The following is an 18,330-nucleotide window of genomic DNA, read 5'->3' as shown; positions in this document are numbered from 1 at the left end:
TCCTCATGCAGGGATACGAAGTCCGGAACGGCGTTCGCCATGAATGGAGTCGGATCAAGCCGATCGTCTCCGTGAATGTGGAGAATGACGAGCGGCGGGATGAGCCAGAGGCCAGTCGCAGCCAAGACGAGTCGGATACCTGGCAACTCAATCCGCTCGGGCAGGGCGTCGTGGCGAGCGCCACTCACAGCACGGCCGCCTTCACCAGCGGGGACTGAGGGTGGCGGACGTGCTGGTGCGACGCGATGGCTTGCAACCGCGACCGCAACAGCGCCCTGTCTCCAGGATTCGGCACACAGACCGGGACATCGAACTCGGCCCAGACCCTCTTGCCACGCCGAGTCGGCTCCCAGCCGTTCCGAGCGGCCACGGAATCCACCAGGGCGAGGCCACGACCGCCCTCGTCGTCATCCGCAGCGTGCTGTCGACAAGGCGGCTCGGGGCAATGGTCGTGGACGACGAGAAGGAGCCGACCTTCTCCCAGGTGATAGTAGAGACCGACGACGACCAGGCCGTCGCTGTGCACGACGGCATTTGTGATCAGTTCTGAGGCGACCAGCTTCACCGCCTCCCGTTCGTCGGCGGCCATCGGTACACCCCAGCCGGTGACGTACGCGAGAACGCGTTTGCGAGCGAAGGTGACGGCGGACATCTCTCCAGGAACGACGATTCGGGCTCGGCGTCTGGTCATGAGGACGGCTCCTCGGACTGGTACGGAATGGCTCCGATCCGCATCGAGCGGGCAGACGGAGCCGCGATCACGCCGTACGGGCCGGCACCACAATTCCTGCTGCGACCTCGGACGACGGAGCTCAGTCAACGGGCATTCATGTCATCCGCGAGACTCCGCCAGGTGACCCCAAGACGGAGTCATCTCAGCATCGTTGGGCATAGTCTCGGAACACGCCGTACGGGGAGACATCGATGGATCGTGCCCAGCCGGAACCGCGCGACGTCGTCGCCGGGCTGCTCAGCGACGAGCGGCTACTCGGCGCCTGCGCACGGCGCGACATGGGAGCACTGTTCCGACTGCTCAACCACCGCGGAATCAGCACCCGCCGCATCGCAGCCGCTGTCGACATCACCCAGGGACGCCTTTACGACTACATGAGGAGCAAGAGCCGGGTCGAGAAGCTCGTCATCTTCGAGCAGATCGCGGACGCGTTCCACATTCCTGGACAGCTTCTCGGTCTCGCCAGACGCCCCTGGGAGCCTGCTCCCACCCAGCCGACGCCGATCGGCCAAGACCTATCGCCTGACGATGACGACCTGTCCGCGATGGACGCCTTCCGCAACGCGGACCGACAGGCCGGCGGCGGCCGTCTGTACGGCGCCGTCGTCCGGCACCTGAGTCACAACGTCGGCCCGCGTCTCGTCGATGCCAGCAGTAACCCTCAGATCTTCGCGGCGGCGGCTGCACTGAGCGAGATGGCCGGGTGGATGGCCCACGACTCAGGCCGCAACGATCTCGCATTCCGCCACTTCACCAGGGCACTCCCCCTGGCACGTGCCTCCGGCGATGTCCCGCTGGCAGCCAACATTGCTGCCAGCAACAGCCATCTCGCCCTCCAGAACGGCGACCCAGCGGCGGCAGTCCACTGGGCTCGTACCGGCCTCGACCTGACGGGCCAGGCACCACACATCCCCGCGCTCACAGCCCGTTTGCACACGATGGCGGCTCGGGCCCTGGCCGCCGCCTCTCAGCCGACCGCAGCCGATCGCGCGCTCGACACGGCTCACCGGGTACTCGCTGAGTTACCCGAGGCGGACCATCCCTGGCTCAGCCCGTTCGACCGGGCTGCCTTGGCCAGCGAATCGGCTCTCGTCCTGACCGATTCGGCGCGATACGGCGACGCCTTGATCCACGCCGAGCAAGCGATCGCCCTGCGGGAATCCGGCCGGGCGCGGTCGCTGGCCCTGAGTCGCATCACGCTGGTCCGCATCCACATCCGCTGTCAGGAGCTGGACGCCGCTGTGGACATCGGCCACGAATTGCTCGCCGCCGACCCCGCCCTCGGCTCTGTCCGCGTCATCCACCAGCTCGATGGTCTGCGCCAGCTCCTCCGCCCACATCGAGGCCATCCCCCGGTTCGGGATCTCCTGACCCGATTCGACGAGGCGGGACGGACCAGAATGCTGCTGCTCGCAGACATCATCCCGACGACAGACAAAGGCACCGCGCCATGAGGCCCACCCCCGCAGACCCTGACGCCTGGAACGCCTACCTCGCAGAGGGCAACGCCACCCAGGCCCGCAAGCGCGTCGCAGCCGATGTCATACTGCGCGACGTCGCCGGGCACATCCTGCTGGTGAAACCCACGTACAAGCCGGGCTGGGACCTTCCCGGCGGGATGGCCGAGGCCAATGAATCTCCAGACGATGCGGCACGGCGTGAGCTGAGGGAGGAAATTGGGCTCGACGTCACGCTCCACCGACTGTTGATCGTCGACTGGGTGGCGCCGCACGGCCCGTGGGACGACCAGATCTCCTTCATCTTCGACGGCGGAACCCTGGGCGACGCCGTCGCCACAGGGCTCCGGCCACACGACCACGAGCTCTCCGCTCTGCGGTTCGCTCCTCCCGAGGAAGCGGGCGAGATCCTGCGCGACGGGCTCGGCCGCAGGTACAAGGCGGCGCTGAAGGTACTTGAGGACGGTGTGCCTCGGTACCTGCAGAACGGAGTCAAGATTGCCTGAGCGGACAAGTACTCCGGCATCTACGGCGGCGAATGCTGGGCCGCTCGCTCATCGCCTTGGTCGCGCACGACAAGCGGCTCGTCGAGGCAGCACAAACGCTAGGACTGCCGGTCACCTGCCGTGCCGCGCCCTGAGCTCCCCCTTCAGCACCTTCCCGCTCGCGTTCCGCGGCAGTGCGTCCACGAACTCCACCTGCCGCGGCACCTTGTAGTTCGCCATCTCCCGCCTCGACCAGGCGATCAGGTCGTCGGCCGTGAGCGTCGCGTCCGGGCGGCGGACCGCGTACGCCTTGCCGGCCTCACCGAGGCGGGGATCCGGGATGCCGATCACCGCGACGTCCGCGATGTCGGGGTGCAGGCCGAGCAGTTGCTCGATCTCCGCCGGGTAGGCGTTGAAGCCGCCGACGATGAACATGTCCTTGATCCGGTCCGTGATGCGCAGGTTGCCGTCCGCGTCGAGGACGCCCACGTCGCCCGTGTGCAGCCAGCCGTCCGGGGTGAGGGCCCGGGACGTCTCGGCCGGGTCCTCGAAGTAGCCCGTCATCACGTTGTGCCCGCGGACCAGGATCTCGCCCGGTTCGCCGGGCGCGGCGAGGACCTTCACCTCCGTGCCGGGGATCGCGCGGCCCGAGGTCGCGGAGATCACCGACGGGGCGTCGCCGCGGCGGCACATGGTGACGATGCCACTCGCCTCGGAGAGGCCGTAGGCGGTCAGCACGGTGGGGACGCCGAGTTCGCCGCGGAGGCGTTCGACGAGGCGGAGGGGCACGACCGCGGCCCCGGTCACCACGAGGCGCAGCGCCGACAGGTCGTGCCGGTCCCGGGCGGGATGGTCGAGCAGCGACTGGTGCAGGGTCGGCGGTCCGGGCAGGACCGAGATCCGTTCGGCGGCGATGTTGGCGAGGACCGTGTCCACGTTGAAGACGGGCTGCGGCACCATCGTCGCGCCGCGGGTGAGGCAGGCGATCACGCCCGCCTTGTAGCCGAAGGTGTGGAAGAACGGGTTCACGATCAGATAGCGGTCGCCCGCGCGCAGCCCGGCGAGTTCGCTCCACAGGTCGTAGCAGCGCAGCGTCTGGGCGTGGGTGATGACCGCGCCCTTGGGGCGGCCGGTGGTGCCCGACGTGTACACGATGTCGGACGGGTCGGCACTGGTGACGGTGTCCGCCCGGGCCCGGACCTCGCCGGCGGTGACCAGGTCGCCGCCCGCGAGGAAGTCCTTCCAGGTGCGGTAGTGGGGGTCGTCGGGCGCGCTGTCGGCGAGGACCACGATCTGTTCCAGGTCGGGCAGTTCCCCGTCGGCGCGGCGCAGCGAGGCGACGTACGAGGTGCCGAGGAAGGTGCCGGTGACGAACAGGAGCCGGGTGCGGGAGCGCCGCAGGACGTCGGCGGCCTCGGCTCCCTTGAAGCGGGTGTTGAGGGGAACGAGGACGGCGCCCGCGGTGACCGCGCCGAGCGAGGAGACGATCCAGTCGAGGGTGTTGGGCGCCCAGATCGCGACCCGGTCGCCCTTGGCGACGCCGGAGGCGATGCACGCGGCGGCGGCGCGTTCGACGCGTGCGCCGAGTTCGGCGTAGGTGACGCGGGTGCGGCCGTCGACGACGGCCTCCCGTTGCCCGTACCGCTCGGCCGCGTCCCGCACCAGCCCCGGGACGGAGCCCCACTCCAGGTCGCCGCGTCGCATCGCAAGCCCCTCTCGTTAGCTGACGATACGTCAGATTAGCTGTACGCTGCCGGGCATGGCGACCCTCAAGGACCGGGCGGCGATAGCCGGCACAGGACAGACCGCCTTCGCGAAACACCTGCCGGAATCCGAGAAGGCCCTGGCCTGCCGGGCGGTGCTTGCCGCACTCGACGACGCCGGCATCGCACCCTCGGAGGTCGACGCCTTCGCCTCGTACACGATGGAGGAGACGGACGAGGTCGAGCTCGCGAAGGCGATCGGCGCCGGGGACGTCACGTTCCTCTCCCGGGTGGGCTTCGGCGGTGGGGGCTCCTGCGCCACCGTCGCGCACCTCGCCACCGCGATAGCCACCGGACAGGCGACCGTCGGCGTCGCCTGGCGCTCCCGCAAGCGCGGCTCGGGCCCGCGCCCCTGGAGGAACACGACGGCCCAACTGCCCACCCCCGCCCAGTGGACACGCCCCTTCGGGCTGCTGCGGCCGGCCGACGAGATCGGCATGCTCGCCCGCCGCTACATGCACGAGTACGGCGCGACCCGCGACCACTTCTTCAACGTCGCGCTGGCATGCAGGAACAGGGCCAACCAGAACCCGGCCGCGATCATGTACGACCGGCCGCTGACCCGCGAGATGTACATGACGGCCCGCTGGATCAGCGAACCGCTGTGCCTGTTCGACAACTGCCTGGAGACCGACGGCGCCCTCGCCTGCGTGGTCGTCTCCGCCGAACGGGCCCGCGACTGCCGCCGGCGGCCCGTCTACGTCCACTCAGCCGCCCAGGGTCTGCCCGCCCAGCACCACGGCATGGTCAACTACTGGAACGACGACCCGCTCACCGGCCCGGCGTGGACGGCGGCCCGGCAGCTGTGGAAGCACGCCGACTTCGGCCCCGAGGACGTCGACGTGGCCCAGATCTACGACGCGTTCACGCCGCTCGTCCCGTTGTCCCTGGAGGGCTACGGCTTCTGCAAGAGGGGGGAGGGCGGCGCCTTCACGGAGGGCGGGGCACTGGAGGTCGGCGGACGACTGCCGCTCAACACCGGCGGGGGCGGGCTGAGCGAGGCGTACGTGCACGGCTTCAACCTGATCAACGAGGGCGTGAAGCAACTGCGCGGCACGTCGACGGCCCAGGTGGCGGGCGCGGCGACGTGCCTGGTCACCGCGGGCGAGGGCGTGCCCACATCGGCCCTTCTGCTGCGTACGTGAGGAGTTCAGATGCTCGTACCGGTGGTCGACGACGACGGCGCCCCCTTCTGGGAGTACGCCTCCCGCGGAGAGCTCCGCGTCCAGTGCTGCGCCCTGCCCGCCTGCGGTGAGCCGCGCTTCCCGCCCCGCCCGTGCTGTCCGCACTGCGGGTCCTTCGACAGCGAGTGGCGCCTGATGTCCGGTCGCGGGCGCGTCTGGTCGTACGTGGTCCCCCACCCGCCGCTGCTGCCCGACTACGCCGCCCAGGCCCCGTACAACGTGGTCGTCGTCGAGCTCGCCGACGCCCCCCGCATCCGCCTCGTCGGCAATGTCGTCACCTCTCCCGACGCCCCGCTGAACTCGCTCGACCCCGCGCGGCTGCGGATCGGGGCATCGGTGAGGGCCGTGTTCGACCGCACCGGCCTTCCCCGCTGGCTCCTGGAGCGGCCGTGAGCATCCGGGTGGACACGGACGAGGACACGGGCGTCGCGCTCGTCACCCTCGACCGGCCGGCGAGGCACAACGCGATCGACCTCGCCATGGCCGGTGAACTGGCCGCTGTCTGGCGGCGGTTCCGCTTCGACGACACGGTGCGCGCGGCGGTCGTGACGGGCGCGGGCGCCGCGGCGTTCTGCACGGGCATCGACCGCTCGGCCGAGGTGCCGCAGCCCTCGTCCCCGTTCTCGGTGGCCGATCCGCTGCTGCGGATCGGCCCCAAGGCCAACGACCTGTGGAAGCCGGTCGTCTCGGCGGTGGAGGGCATGGCCTGCGGAGGGGCGTTCTACCTGCTCGGGGAGAGCGAGTTCGTGGTGGCCTCGCGCGAGGCGACGTTCTTCGATCCGCACACGTCGTACGGGATGGTCAGCGCGTACGAGTCGGCGTACATGGCGCTGCGGATGCCGCCGGGCGAGGTGGCGCGGATGGCGCTGATGGGGACGGCGGAGCGGCTGTCGGCCCGGCGCGCGTACGAGACCGGTCTGGTCTCGGAGCTGACCGAGCCGGGCGGGGCCGTCGCGGCGGCGCTGCGGGCCGCCGCGGTGATCGCCTCGTACCCGCCGGAGGCGGTGCAGGGCACCGTACGGGCGGTCTGGTCGGCGACGGAGTCGGCGCGAGCGGGGGCGCTCGCCCTTGCCCCGCACCTGGTCGTGCTCGGGAACCTGCCGCCGGAGCGGCAGGCCGAGCTGTTCACGCAGGGGCGGAGCGGGGACGGGCGGGGCCGGGCCGGCTTCGGACTGCGCTGAGGCGCGGCGGTTCGGCCCGTTCAGCTGCGGGACGCGCGGGAGACCTCGCACTTGGTGTACTCGGAGCCGTCACCGGAACCGGTGTACGGGGTGGTGAGCACGGCGCTCTCGGAGGCGCCCGCGGCGACGGCGATGTCCGTCTTGGTCGCGGTCGCCGGGACGGCGGAGCCGCCGGCGGCACCGATGAACTTCATGGTGACGTCGTAGTCGTAGTCCAGCGCACCGCTGTTGGTGACGGTGATCCTCGCGGTGAGGTTCTTGGTCGCGGTGTCGTACTTGCACTCGTCGATGGTGATGTCGCGCGCGGCCTTGTCGGCGCTGGAACCGCCGCCGGGCAGCGAACCGCCACTGCTGCCGGAGCTGTCGTCGTCGCGGTGGCTGCTGCCGCCGCTGCTGGAGCCGGAGCTGCTGTGGTTGTCGCAGCCGCCGCCTCCGGAACCACGGGCTCCGGTCAGGGCGACGAGCGCGATCCCGAAGACGGCGAGCGCGCGGACATGACGGATCTTCACGTTTCAACCCCCGTTGAAAGTGTCGGCAGATGGGCTCGTTTGACGAGCGCACGTCACCCTAGCAGCGCTCGGGACCCCGCTCGTCCCGCTCACCCGCCGCGCGCGACCGCATCAGCGCTCGTCGCGCTGCCCCGGCCCGGGACGCGTGGGCGGGCCCTCCGGGCCGTGACCGTCGTCGTGGGGGCCCAGCCGGTAGGGGCTGTCGCGGTACGGGACGGGTCCGCCGGGGTCGGACCCGTACGGCCCCCAGTCCTCCTCCTGCGGGGGGTGCTCGTCGAGCTCATCCCTGCGCCGGCGTCCGCTCATGACCACGGCGGCGACGAGCAGCAGGACGCCGCCGCCCGCCGCGAGCGCGACGCCGGTACCGAGCCCGGCCCCGTCACCGCCGACGGTCAGGCTGCCGGCCGCCTGGCCCTGGCGGACCATCCACAGGACGGTGAAGCCGAGCACGACCAGTCCGGACAGGGCGACGAGCAGGCGGGAGCGCAGCAGCACGCCGAGCAGCGCGATCAGCGCGCCGAAGGCGAGCGGCAGCAGGACCGACGTCAGAAGCGGGCCGCCACTGCCGGTGATGCCGAGGAAGAGGTCCTGGACGCGGTAGTCGCGCCCGTGACGGCCGTCGTACCAGTCACGGAAGGGGCTCCATACGGCGGCCGTCGCTCCGGCGAGAGCGAGAATCGAGCCGATGACGTTGCGGATCATCGCCCGCCTCCTTGAGTCAGCCGCTCCGGTCGTGACCGCTCCCGGTCATGACGCTACGCCCGACGCGGGTACCCCGCCATGCGCGTCGTACGCCTCCGCCGGACGTACGGGACCTGGGCCGGGCGCGGGTGCGGGCCCGCGTCCTACCGCGGGCCGCGGCCCGTGGCCGTGCCCTTCTCCGCGTCGAGCGCGTAGACGCAGCGGTCCTTGCTGCACGCGTACACGACACCGTTCTGGGCGACCGGGGAGCCGGTGATCTCGCCGCCCGTGGCGAGCTTCCAGCGCAGCTGGCCGCCGCTCGCGTCGAGGGTGTAGAGCACGTGGTCGGCCGAACCGAAGTGCACGCGGCCGTCGGCGACGACCGGTGTGCCGACGACCTCGCCGCCCGCAGCGAAACGCCACATCGGCGTCCCGGTCACGGCGTCGAGGGTGTAGAGCGCACTGCCGCTGCCGACGTGGATGTTGCCGGCGGCGACGAGCACGGGCTCGATGGACTGGCGGGACTCGGTGGCGATGCGCCAGCGGTCCTTGCCGGTGGTGGCGTCCAGCGCGTACACGGTGCCGAGGTAGTCGGTGAGGTACACGCCGCCGCCCGTCACGGCCGGGCCCGGCGCGAAGGCGGGCGGCGAGAGGAAGACGGCCGGCGCCTCGAAGTGCCAGCGCACCAGACCGGAGGCGATGTCCACGGCGAGGACGCGCGTGCCGGCGGAGACGTAGACGTAGCCGTCGGGCGCCGGCTGTACGCGCACGGGCACGTTGCCGCAGGACGCGGCGTCGCCCACGGGGTAGGACCAGCGCTCCTCGCCGGTGCGGGCCTCCAGCGCCCGCAGGCGGGCGTCCTTCCACACGTAGACGGTGTCGCCGAAGATCGCCGGCCCCGCCTCGGGCGTCTCGAAGTCCGTCTGGGCACCGGTGATCTCCCACAGCTTCTCGCCGCTGGACGCCTCCCATGCCTGCACGCCGCCGCCGCGGGTGCCGGTGAGGACGGTGCCGCGGTCCACCATGAGGGAGTACACCCAGGCATCGGTCTGCAGCCGCCAGCGCTCGCCGCCGCTCGCGGCGTCGAGCGCGTACAGCGTCGGCCCGTCGGAGGCGTGGATACGGCCGCCCGCCACGGCCATGGACCAGGCGACGTCGCGGGTCTTGAACTGTCGGCGGCCGGTGCCGACGTCGAGCGCGTGGACCTCGAACGAGGTCACGTACAGCAGATCGCCGGAGACGACCGGCGTCCCCCACACGTCGTTCGACATGCGGAAACGCCACGGGCGCCAGTGCCCGGGGCCGGTCTCCGGCGGAGGCGGGGCAGGGGCGGGCGCCGGCGCGGGGACGGCGCTGGTGGCGGCATCGGAACCGTTCAGTCCGCCGGGCGGGCGGATCCAGCCGGTGGCCGGGCCGGCGTCGGCGACCGGGGCGTGGCCGGCGCCGACCGCGCGCAGCCCGGGGCCGATGGGCACGGCGGCGCCCGCCAGCCGCACGGGTCCGGCGCCGGAGTGGGCGGGGGTGGGGCCGGTACGGGGGTCGCTCGCGCCGTGCCAGGCGGGCTCACGGTCGGGAGCGGGCGGCACGGAAGGCGGCGGGGGCGCGTGGGGTGCGGGCCGGGAGGGCTCGGCAGGGCGCGGCACGGGGGCGCGGCCGCCGCCGCGGCGGGTCTCGATCATGGCGGTGGCGAGGCCGGGCAGCCACGCGGAGGCGGTGCCGCTGTCGTCGCCGCCGGCGGAGAACAGGTGCGGGGCGAGCTGGGCCTGCAGGTCCTCGGGGGTCGGCCGCAGCCCGGCCTCCATCTGCATGCACGAGTCGATCAGCGGCCGCAGTTCGTCGGGGAGGCCCTCCAGGTCAGGGCCCTCGCGCAGCAGCATGAAGACGGTCTCCACCGGGTTCGCGCCGTGGAAGGGGGCGTGGCCGGTGGCGGCGAAGACGAGGGTGGAGCCGAGGGAGAACACGTCGCTGGCGCCGGTGACGCTGCGCGAGTCGCGGGCCTGCTCGGGCGACATGTAGGCGGGCGTGCCGACGGCGACGTTGGTCATGGTCAGGCGGGTGTTGGAGACGCCGGACGCGATACCGAAGTCGATGACGCGGGGGCCGTCCTCGACGACGAGGACGTTGGACGGCTTGAGGTCGCGATGGACGAGGCCCGCGCCGTGGATGGACTGGAGGGCCTCCGCGATCCCGGCCGCGAGCCAGCGCACCGCCTGCGCGGGCAGCGGCCCGCACTCGTTGACGATCTCCTCGAGGGAAGGCGCGGGCACGTAGGCGGTGGCGAGCCAGGGCACGGCGGCGCGCGGGTCGGCGTCCACGACGGCGGCCGTGTAGAAGCCGCTGACCGCGCGGGCGGCCTCCACCTCGCGCGTGAAGCGGACGCGGAACAGCTGGTCCTCGGCGAGCTCGGTGCGCACGGTCTTGATCGCGACCCGGCGGCCGGACGCCGACCGGGCGAGATAGACCAGTCCCATGCCGCCGGCACCGAGCCGGCCCAGCACCTCGAACGGACCGATCCGTCTCGGGTCGTGCTGCGTCAGCTGCTCCATACTTGCGTGCCACCTCCCCGTACGGGCTCCGTCTGAAGGAGCCCGTCATCTACAGCCCCGTGCAGGGTCTCACCCTCAAGCCCCTCTGCGGTGAGCACCCTGATTCTTCCTGTCCGGGGCGACGGTTGCGAACCCGGGGGCGGATCGGGGTGTCTCACCCGGTTTCGGACACGTCGGACACCCGGGCCGCACGCCTCGTGGGGACGCCTGGCCCCTCCCGCGGTTTGCCCACCGCCCGGAGCCGCCTGTCGCGCAGGGGCCACCGCCCGGTCCGGGCGCGCTGCGTCGGCGGCCCGGCGCGTTCGCCGCCGTGAGGCACCCCCTCGGGGAGGGCCGCCGACTGCGCCTGCGCGCAGCTGGAGCGGCGACTGTCGGTCGCGCTGGAGGCACCGCCTCACTTGGGGCGGCGCCCCCGCAGACGCGGCCCGCCGGCCCGGGCCCCGGGGCCTGTTCGCGGGCAGGACCCCGCTCGCCCGGTGTCCCGGCTCCGGTGAGAGCGCGGCTTGCTCACCCCGACCGTCCCCGAAGGCCCGGCCGCCCTTGCGTGCATGGACCCACCGCCCCGGACGGGGCCACCGCCTGGGCCCCGGGGCGGAGCCACCGCGCTCACTCGCCGGTGGCGCCGCCGCTCCCCGAGGCGCCGGCCCCGCCAGGCCGTGGCTCTGCATCCGGCTCGGGCCCGGCCGGCGGCTCAGGCCGGGGGCCCGGCTCAGGACCGGCCCCCCGCTTGCGGGCGCGCCCCGGCCTGCGGGTGCGACCCGGCTTGCGGGTGCGACCCGGCTCGTCGGCGGACTCCGGCTCGTGGGCGGGCCCCGGCTCTCGTTGCTCGGGTTCCGCGCCCCGCACGCGGTCCCACTCCGTGTCGGGATGGAGTTCGGGGTCCAGGCGGGGGCCCGGCGACGTGGTCGGTTCCGGGGCGCGGTGGGCCAGGGGGCCTTCCGGGAGGACGGGCCCGGGGGGCGCGGGCTCCGCCAGGATCGCGAACGTCGCGCCCTGGTCGTCCGTGAGGACCGCGATACGGCCGTACGGGATGTCGGACGGCGCCGTCCGCATCCGGCCGCCGAGCCGGACGACCGTCTCCGCCGCCGCGTCGCAGTCCTCGACGCGGAAGTAGACGAGGAAATGGCCCGGCATCTCCGCCGGCAGGGAGTCGTCGATCACGCTGCGCCCGCCGACGGCCGTGCTCTCGCCCGGTTCCGTGCCCGCGGGCGACCACATGCGGAAGTCCTCGGACGTGATGGCGGGCAGGTCGGTGCCCTGGAAGCCGAGGACCCCCTCGTAGAAGGCATCGCCCCTCTCCTTGTCCCGCGTGTACACCTCGGTCCAGCAGAACGAGCCGGGCTCGCCGTGCTTCTCGAAGCCCGCGCGCTCCCCCGCCTGCCACAGCCCGAAGACCGCGCCGCCGGGGTCCGCCACGACGGCGGCCGTGCCCGCCCGGCCCACGGGCAGCGGGTCGTTGATCACCTGGCCGCCGCCCGCGGCGATGCGGCGCGCGAGCCCGGCGGCGTCGGGGGTGGCCAGGTACACGTTCCATACGGTGGGCATGCGGCCGTCGCGCTTGGGGGTGAGGGAGGCGACGAGACGGCCGTCGCTGTAGGCGTCGGCGTACCGGCCGCGCGTGCCGCCGCCGGGGAGCGGATCCCCGCCGCCCTCGGTGAAGGTCCATCCGAAGAGCTCCCCGTAGAAGCGCTTGCCCGCCTCGACGTCGGGAAGGGACGCGTCCACCCAGCAGGGCGTGCCCTCTGTGAATACGGCCATGGACCGGTCCCTTCCGTGTGGTGCCCGTCACATCAAGCTAACGTCGCAGCACCCGGTGCGCGCGGAAGGAAATCGAACAAACACCTCAAAGGCGGAGGTGACGGCCAGGCGTCACGGTCCGCGACGACCCGTCTCGGTGAGTTGTCCACCGAAGTTGTCCACAGGCTGTTGATAACACTATTGCCGTCGCGCACCCGCACCCCATTTGCAGTCGGCCGAATCGCGCGCCGATCACCCCTCGGTAAGCTGACGGCATGACAGGACAAGTACGCACCGTCGACGGCCGAGTGGCCGGGCGACGCGGCCAGGCGACGCGGCAGAAGCTGCTCGACTGCCTCAGCGAGATGCTCAGCTCCTCGCCGTACCGGGACGTCAAGGTCATCGACGTGGCCCGGAAAGCGGGCACTTCGCCCGCGACGTTCTATCAGTACTTCCCGGACGTGGAGGGCGCCGTCCTCGAGATCGCCGAGGAAATGGCCAAGGAAGGCGCATCGTTGACCGATCTGGTCTCCGGGCGCTCCTGGGTCGGCAAGGCCGGCTGGCAGTCCTCGGAGGAACTGGTCGAGGGTTTCCTCGACTTCTGGCGCCGCAACGACGCGATCCTGCGCGTGGTCGACCTCGGCGCGGCGGAGGGCGACAAGCGGTTCTACAAGATCCGCATGAAGATCCTGAACTCCGTCACCAACTCCCTTACCGAAGCGGTGCAGGAGCTCCAGTCCAAGGGCAAGGTCGACAAGGACGTGAGCCCCGCGGCCATGGCCGGATCACTCGTGGCGATGCTCGCCGCGGTGGCCTCGCACCAGAAGGGCTTCACCACTTGGGGCGTGAAGCAGGCCGAACTGAAGCCGAACCTGGCGCTGTTGGTGCACCTGGGCATCACCGGCAAGAAGCCGACGAAGTAGCGTCGCCCCAGCACCACCCGAAGTCCTGTCACGCCGACGGCGGTCACCCACGAGGTGACCGCCGTCGCGCGTTCCGCCCCTGCTCCCCGCTCACCCGCCGGCCGGGCACGGCGCGAAGAGACCCGCGCGTTCGGCCGCGGCCTCACGCAGCAGGTGGACCGGCCCGAAGAGCAGCTCGTCGGCCGCCGCCCGCTTGACGTAGAGATGCGCCTCGCGCTCCCACGTGAAGCCGATGCCGTCGTGCAGCTGCCCGGCGAGGGCACCGCCGGGGGCGGCGAGGGTGCAGGTCAGCGAGCCGTCGGCGATGTGCAGCAGCCGCTGACGCTGGTCGGGGGTGCCGAGCGCGTCGATCAGCGGCGGCGCGATCCCCGCGGTGGCGGGCAGAGGGGACGGCAGCAGCACCCGGCCGGCCTCCTCGCAGGCGAGGGCGAGCTCGGTGAGGGTGCGGCCCGCGCCCCCGTACGCGGCGGGCAGCGCGAGGCCGGGCAGGCCGAGGCGGCCGACGAGCCGCCCCCACAGCTCGGTGTCGTATCCGGCGGCCGTGCGCACGGCGGACCGGACGTCCTCGGGGGTGGACCGCTCGGCCAGCAGGTCGCGCAGGGTGCGGCGGATCCCGTCCTGCTCATCGGTGAAGGCGGTGAAGGCGGTGAAGGCGGTGAAGGCGGGGACATCGGCGTCCATCCGGAGCTCCTCCCACGGACCTGACCTGAGGGACCGTCATATGAGAGGCGGCGCCGCTGGATGCCCAGAGCATTTTCTGATGTACCGTCAGAAACATGCCTTCCCCACCGCGCAAGGCCGCCGTCGTCGGCATAGCCCTCTCGGACTGCGGACGCGTCGACGGCCCCACCCCCTACACCCTCCACGCCCAGGCCGCGCGGCGCGCGCTCGCCGACTCCGGCCTCGACCGGTCCGCCGTCGACGGCCTGTGCTCGGCCGGCCTCGGCACGCTGGCCCCGATCGACGTCGCGGAATACCTCGGCCTGCGCCCGACCTGGGTGGACTCCACGGCGGTCGGCGGCGCGACCTGGGAGGTCATGGCCGCGCACGCGGCCGATGCGATCGCCGCGGGGCACGCGAACGCGGTCCTCCTCGTCTACGGATCGACCGCCCGTGCCGACATCAGGGCGGGCCGCCGGACCTCCAATCTCTCCTTCGGGGCCCGCGGCCCGCTGCAGTTCGAGGTGCCGTACGGGCACACGCTGGTCGCCAAGTACGCGATGGCCGCGCGCCGCCACATGCACCGGTACGGCACGACCCTGGAGCAGCTCGCCGAGGTCGCCGTCCAGGCCCGTGCGAACGCCGGCGCGAACCCGGACGCCATGTTCCGCGACCCGATCACCGTGGACGACGTGCTGGGCGGACCGGTGATCGCGGACCCGTTCACCAAGCTGCACTGCTGCATCCGCAGCGACGGAGGCTGCGCGGTGCTGCTGGCCGCGGAGGAGTACGTGCCGGACACGGCGAAGGAGCCGGTGTGGATCCTCGGCACCGGTGAGCACGTCTCGCACACCACGATGTCGGAGTGGGACGACTTCACCGTCTCGCCGGCGGCGGTGAGCGGCCGGCTCGCCTTCGAACGGGCCGGGGTGCGGCCCGACGAGATCGACATCGCCGAGATCTACGACGCCTTCACGTACATGACGCTGGTGACGCTGGAGGACCTGGGCTTCTGCGCGAAGGGCGAGGGCGGCGCGTTCGTGGAGAAGGGCCGGCTGCTGCGGGACGGGGGGCTTCCGGTGAACACGGACGGCGGCGGGCTGTCGGCGTGCCACCCCGGAATGCGGGGCCTGTTCCTGCTGGTGGAGGCGGTGCGCCAGCTGCGCGGCGAGGCAGGGGCGCACCAGGTCCGTGGCGCGGGAGGGACGGCGCCCCGGCTGGCGGTGGCGTCGGGGACCGGGGGCTGGTTCTGCGCGTCGGGGACGGTGGTGCTGGGGCGGGGGTGAGATGCCCCCGACCCGCGGGGCGCGGGTCGCCGGGCCCGTGGACACGGCCCGCGCCGTGGGGGCGTTGAATGACCCCCATGAGCGAGAACCAGACCGCCCGCCAGGAGACGTTCCGGGCTCTCCTGCGCGCCCAGCGTGTGTGGGACGTGCCGTCCCTGCCCTCCTTCGACCCGGACGCGGCACCGGACACACCGCTGGAACTGTTCCACCACTGGTTCGCCGAGGCCGCCGCGGCCGGGCAGTGCGAACCGCACACGATGACGCTCGCGACCGTGGACGACCAGGGCCGCCCCGACCTGCGGACGCTGATGCTGCACGACGCCGACGCGCGCGGCTGGCACTTCGCCTCGCACTCCACGAGTGCCAAGGGCCGGCAGCTCGCCGCCCGTCCGGAGGCCGCGCTCGGCTTCTACTGGGCCGCGCAGGGCCGCCAGGTGAGGGTGCGCGGCACGGTCACCATGGGCACGGCGACGGAGGGGCAGGCCGATCTGCACGCCCGCTCGACGGGAGCGCTCGCCGCCGCGCTCACCGGGCGCCAGAGTGAGGTGCTGTCCTCGCGGGCCGAGCTGGCGCGGGCGTCGGAGGCCGCGTGGGAGCGGGCCGAGGCGGAGCCGGACGCGCCCGTGCCGACCTGGACGCTGTACGTGCTCCGGCCGCGCGAGGTCGAGTTCTTCCAGGGGGACTCCCGGCGCAGGCACGTACGGCTGCGGTACCGGCGCACCGAGGACGGCTGGGAGCGGGAGCTGCTCTGGCCTTGACCCTCACGCCGGCCGGAAGACCGGGATCGTGACACCGTCGCCCTCCCCCCTGCGGAACGCCACGACCAGCCGCATTCCGACGGCGAGGTCCGCCACCGCGCAGGCGACGACCTCGGTCATCATCCGCGGCCCTTCGGCGAGTTCCACGACGGCGGCCGTGTACGGGACCCGGTCGCCGAACGGCGGCAGGTCGTTGCGGTGGACGACGGACCAGGTGTGGAGCACGGCCCGCCCGCTCGCCCGCTCCCAGGCGACGTTCTCGCTCCAGCAGTGCGGGCAGAACTCGCGCGGGTAGTGGTGCGCCCTGCCGCAGTCGTCGCAGCGGCGGATCAGCAGGGCCCCGGCCGCGGCCGCGTCCCAGAAGGGGCGGGTGAAGTCGTCGGCTTCGGGGGTGGCGGTCACGGGAGGAGTCCGATCGCGCGGTCGAGGGACCAGGTCTGCCAGGACATGGCGAACAGGGCGACGACGGAGACGAGCGCCATCATGGCGTTCTGCCCCTGTTCCGCCCAGTCGTGGATCATCAGCACGAGATAGAGCAGGTTGAGGAGCAGCCCGCCGACCAGGGCGACCGGGGTGAGCAGGCCCGTCACCAGCCCCAGGCCGAGGGCGAGTTCGGCATACACGACGATGTACGCCATCAGCCTGGGACGCGGGGCGACCACCTTCTCGAAGCCGGTGCGCACGGCCTGCCAGCGGTGCTCCCGCGCGACGCCGGCGGCCCAGGCGATGCCGGTGCCGCGCTCGAGCCAGCCCTTCCGGTCCTTGTGACGCCAGCTCTCCAGCCACCACAGGCCGAGACCGATGCGCAGGACGGCGGCCCATTCGGCGCCGGTGAGCCAGACGGTCCTCATGGCCGGCCCTCTCCCCAAGTGGAATCTGACGATACGTCAGTTGAGCGGATCGGGCCGCTGGGCGCAAGACCTCCACAGGCGTGACCCATTCGCAACCGAACAAGGTCTTGACCGAGACCCATCAATAAAACGGAAGTTTTACGCTCACCGTTCATGGCCGACGAAATGGGCAGGATCAAGGGCATCGACCGCACGGACGACCGGCCCGTCTACGTCGTCGGCGGGGGCCCGGGCGGACTCGCCGCCGCGGCCGCTCTGCGCAAGCGCGGCGTACGGGCCGTGGTGCTGGAGAGGTCCGGCTCCGTCGGCGCCTCCTGGCGCGGCCACTACGACCGGCTGCGCCTGCACACCACCCGCACCCTGTCCGGGCTGCCGGGCCTTGCGATGCCGCGCTCGTTCGGGCGCTGGGTCGCGCGCGACGACGTCATCCGCTACCTGGAGAAGTACGCCGAGCACCACGAGCTGGAGATCGTCACGGGGGTCGAGGCGTCCCGCATCGAGCGGGCGGACGCGGGCTGGCTGCTGCGGGCGAGCGGCGGCCGTGAACTGACCGGCCGCGCGGTCGTGGTGGCCACCGGCTGCAACCACACCCCGCACCTGCCCGCCTGGCCGGGCCTGGAGGGGTACGGGGACGGGCTGGTCCACGCCTCGCGGTACCGCGACGCCGCGCCCTACGCGGGCAAGGACGTCCTGGTCGTGGGCGCGGGCAACACCGGCGCGGAGATCGCGGTCGACCTCGCGGAGGGCGGGGCGGCGCGCGTCCGCCTCGCGATCCGTACGGTCCCGCACATCGTGCCCCGCTCCGTGGCCGGCTGGCCCGTCCAGCGCACAGGCATCCTCGTACGCCGCCTGCCGGCGTGGCTGACGGACCCCTCGACCGCGCTGCTGCGCCGGCTGACCCTGCCCGACCTGGCGGAACACGGCCTGCCGCGCCCGGACACCGGCCTGCACGCGCGGGCGCGGGCCGGCGCGACCCCGGTCCTGGACATGGGGCTGACCGACGCGGTGCGTTCGGGCCGGGTCGAAGTGGTCGCGGCGGTGGAGTCGTTCGACGACCGCAAGGTGGTCCTCACGGACGGCACCCGGCTGACCGCGGACGCGGTGATCGCCGCGACGGGCTACCGGCGCGGCCTGGAGGGCCTGGTCGGCCATCTCGGCGTACTGGACGCCGTCGGCCGCCCGCTGGTGCGCGGCGGACGCTGCCCGGCGGGGGCACCCGGCCTGTACTTCACGGGCTTCACGAACCCGATCAGCGGGATGCTGCGGGAGCTGGCGAAGGACGCGGAACGGATCGCGAGAGCGGTGGCCCGCACACACGCCAGGCCGACGGCCTGACCACGGGGTGCCGGGGCCGATGGGGGACGTGGCCGGCGACCTGCACGCGGAGCCCTCGGACCGTTCGACGGCCTGAACACGGCGCCGCGGGGCCTGCCGGCGGCCGGGGTGCACGCGTCGTCGCGCATCGGCGGCGACGCCGTGGCGGGGCCGGCGCGGCGGATCGGCACTCTTTCCGCACGGGCTGTTCCTGACGCTCCGTCAGTTCGCTAACCTGACTGTGTGTCAGTTATGGGGCCAG

The 18,330-nt window shown here is 72.6% G+C and carries 17 protein-coding genes and 1 pseudogene; 9 read left to right on the top strand and 9 right to left on the bottom strand.

Going from position 1 to position 18,330, the window contains the following annotated elements; genetic code table 11:
• Positions 1 to 184: 184 nt before the first annotated feature.
• On the bottom strand, positions 185 to 691 hold the full coding sequence (locus QFZ82_RS22985) for an ATP-binding protein (protein ID WP_307714943.1): 507 nt from the start codon (positions 689 to 691) through the stop codon (positions 185 to 187).
• A 233-nt stretch (positions 692 to 924) separates the two neighbouring features.
• Here QFZ82_RS22985 and QFZ82_RS22980 point away from each other — a divergent pair, with 233 nt between their 5' ends.
• Positions 925 to 2,187, top strand: coding sequence for an XRE family transcriptional regulator (locus tag QFZ82_RS22980; RefSeq protein ID WP_307714942.1), 1,263 nt, complete (start codon positions 925 to 927; stop codon positions 2,185 to 2,187).
• Complete coding sequence (locus QFZ82_RS22975) at positions 2,184 to 2,696, top strand: NUDIX hydrolase (protein ID WP_307714941.1); 513 nt, start codon at positions 2,184 to 2,186, stop codon at positions 2,694 to 2,696. Before QFZ82_RS22980 ends, QFZ82_RS22975 begins: the two co-directional genes overlap by 4 nt.
• Positions 2,697 to 2,807: 111 nt before the next feature.
• On the opposite strand, the gene QFZ82_RS22970 is transcribed toward QFZ82_RS22975, so the two are convergent.
• Positions 2,808 to 4,379, bottom strand: a complete 1,572-nt coding sequence (locus tag QFZ82_RS22970) for a FadD3 family acyl-CoA ligase (RefSeq protein WP_307714940.1) — start codon at positions 4,377 to 4,379, stop codon at positions 2,808 to 2,810.
• Between the two features lie 55 nt (positions 4,380 to 4,434).
• Between QFZ82_RS22970 and QFZ82_RS22965 the strand changes: the two genes are divergently transcribed.
• The 3 genes from QFZ82_RS22965 to QFZ82_RS22955 are packed head-to-tail and all read left to right on the top strand — an operon-like array spanning position 4,435 to position 6,803.
• Complete coding sequence (locus QFZ82_RS22965) at positions 4,435 to 5,583, top strand: lipid-transfer protein (RefSeq protein ID WP_307714939.1); 1,149 nt, start codon at positions 4,435 to 4,437, stop codon at positions 5,581 to 5,583.
• 9 nt (positions 5,584 to 5,592) lie between these two features.
• A complete protein-coding gene (locus tag QFZ82_RS22960) occupies positions 5,593 to 6,015 on the top strand; it encodes a Zn-ribbon domain-containing OB-fold protein (protein WP_307714938.1) in 423 nt (140 codons plus the stop codon).
• Entirely contained in the window at positions 6,012 to 6,803 is a 792-nt protein-coding gene (locus QFZ82_RS22955; protein ID WP_307714937.1) for an enoyl-CoA hydratase/isomerase family protein, read from the top strand. The genes QFZ82_RS22960 and QFZ82_RS22955 overlap by 4 nt, the downstream gene beginning before the upstream one ends.
• 20 nt (positions 6,804 to 6,823) lie before the next feature.
• On the opposite strand, the gene QFZ82_RS22950 is transcribed toward QFZ82_RS22955, so the two are convergent.
• The 4 genes and pseudogenes from QFZ82_RS22950 to QFZ82_RS22935 all read right to left on the bottom strand — a co-directional run.
• Positions 6,824 to 7,312 carry a hypothetical protein gene (locus QFZ82_RS22950; protein ID WP_307714936.1) on the bottom strand — a complete coding sequence of 163 codons (489 nt, stop codon included), beginning with the start codon at positions 7,310 to 7,312 and terminating at the stop codon, positions 6,824 to 6,826.
• A 111-nt stretch (positions 7,313 to 7,423) separates the two neighbouring features.
• Positions 7,424 to 8,014, bottom strand: a complete 591-nt coding sequence (locus QFZ82_RS22945; RefSeq protein WP_307714935.1) for a hypothetical protein — start codon at positions 8,012 to 8,014, stop codon at positions 7,424 to 7,426.
• Positions 8,015 to 8,157: 143 nt separating this feature from the next.
• The gene (locus tag QFZ82_RS22940; RefSeq protein WP_307714934.1) at positions 8,158 to 10,539 is read right to left on the bottom strand and encodes a PQQ-binding-like beta-propeller repeat protein; all 2,382 of its coding nucleotides are present in this window, start codon (positions 10,537 to 10,539) and stop codon (positions 8,158 to 8,160) included.
• 948 nt (positions 10,540 to 11,487) lie between these two features.
• Positions 11,488 to 12,297, bottom strand: a pseudogene (locus QFZ82_RS22935) (VOC family protein); the annotation flags it as partial.
• A gap of 254 nt (positions 12,298 to 12,551) precedes the next feature.
• Here QFZ82_RS22935 and QFZ82_RS22930 point away from each other — a divergent pair.
• The gene (locus tag QFZ82_RS22930; RefSeq protein ID WP_307714933.1) at positions 12,552 to 13,199 is read left to right on the top strand and encodes a TetR family transcriptional regulator; all 648 of its coding nucleotides are present in this window, start codon (positions 12,552 to 12,554) and stop codon (positions 13,197 to 13,199) included.
• A gap of 90 nt (positions 13,200 to 13,289) precedes the next feature.
• Here QFZ82_RS22930 and QFZ82_RS22925 read toward each other — a convergent pair whose 3' ends face one another.
• Positions 13,290 to 13,880: an acyl-CoA dehydrogenase family protein gene (locus QFZ82_RS22925; RefSeq protein WP_373429313.1), complete on the bottom strand. Its 591-nt coding sequence runs from the start codon at positions 13,878 to 13,880 to the stop codon at positions 13,290 to 13,292.
• Positions 13,881 to 13,975: 95 nt separating this feature from the next.
• Here QFZ82_RS22925 and QFZ82_RS22920 point away from each other — a divergent pair, with 95 nt between their 5' ends.
• Positions 13,976 to 15,145: an acetyl-CoA acetyltransferase gene (locus tag QFZ82_RS22920; RefSeq protein WP_307714932.1), complete on the top strand. Its 1,170-nt coding sequence runs from the start codon at positions 13,976 to 13,978 to the stop codon at positions 15,143 to 15,145.
• Positions 15,146 to 15,222: 77 nt separating this feature from the next.
• Entirely contained in the window at positions 15,223 to 15,903 is a 681-nt protein-coding gene (locus tag QFZ82_RS22915; protein WP_307714931.1) for a pyridoxal 5'-phosphate synthase, read from the top strand.
• Between the two features lie 3 nt (positions 15,904 to 15,906).
• Here the strand turns inward: QFZ82_RS22915 and QFZ82_RS22910 are convergent, their stop codons facing one another.
• Together QFZ82_RS22910 and QFZ82_RS22905 are read right to left on the bottom strand one after the other, a co-directional pair.
• Positions 15,907 to 16,305: a Zn-ribbon domain-containing OB-fold protein gene (locus QFZ82_RS22910; RefSeq protein WP_307714930.1), complete on the bottom strand. Its 399-nt coding sequence runs from the start codon at positions 16,303 to 16,305 to the stop codon at positions 15,907 to 15,909.
• Entirely contained in the window at positions 16,302 to 16,754 is a 453-nt protein-coding gene (locus QFZ82_RS22905; protein WP_307714929.1) for a DoxX family membrane protein, read from the bottom strand. Before QFZ82_RS22905 ends, QFZ82_RS22910 begins: the two co-directional genes overlap by 4 nt.
• Before the next feature lie 153 nt (positions 16,755 to 16,907).
• Between QFZ82_RS22905 and QFZ82_RS22900 the strand changes: the two genes are divergently transcribed.
• Positions 16,908 to 18,089: an NAD(P)/FAD-dependent oxidoreductase gene (locus tag QFZ82_RS22900; RefSeq protein ID WP_307714928.1), complete on the top strand. Its 1,182-nt coding sequence runs from the start codon at positions 16,908 to 16,910 to the stop codon at positions 18,087 to 18,089.
• Positions 18,090 to 18,330 lie beyond the last annotated feature (241 nt).

This window comes from Streptomyces sp. V4I23, from assembly GCF_030817975.1.
Taxonomy (GTDB): Bacteria; Actinomycetota; Actinomycetes; order Streptomycetales; family Streptomycetaceae; genus Streptomyces.
This window is presented reverse-complemented; position numbering and strand designations above follow the sequence as displayed.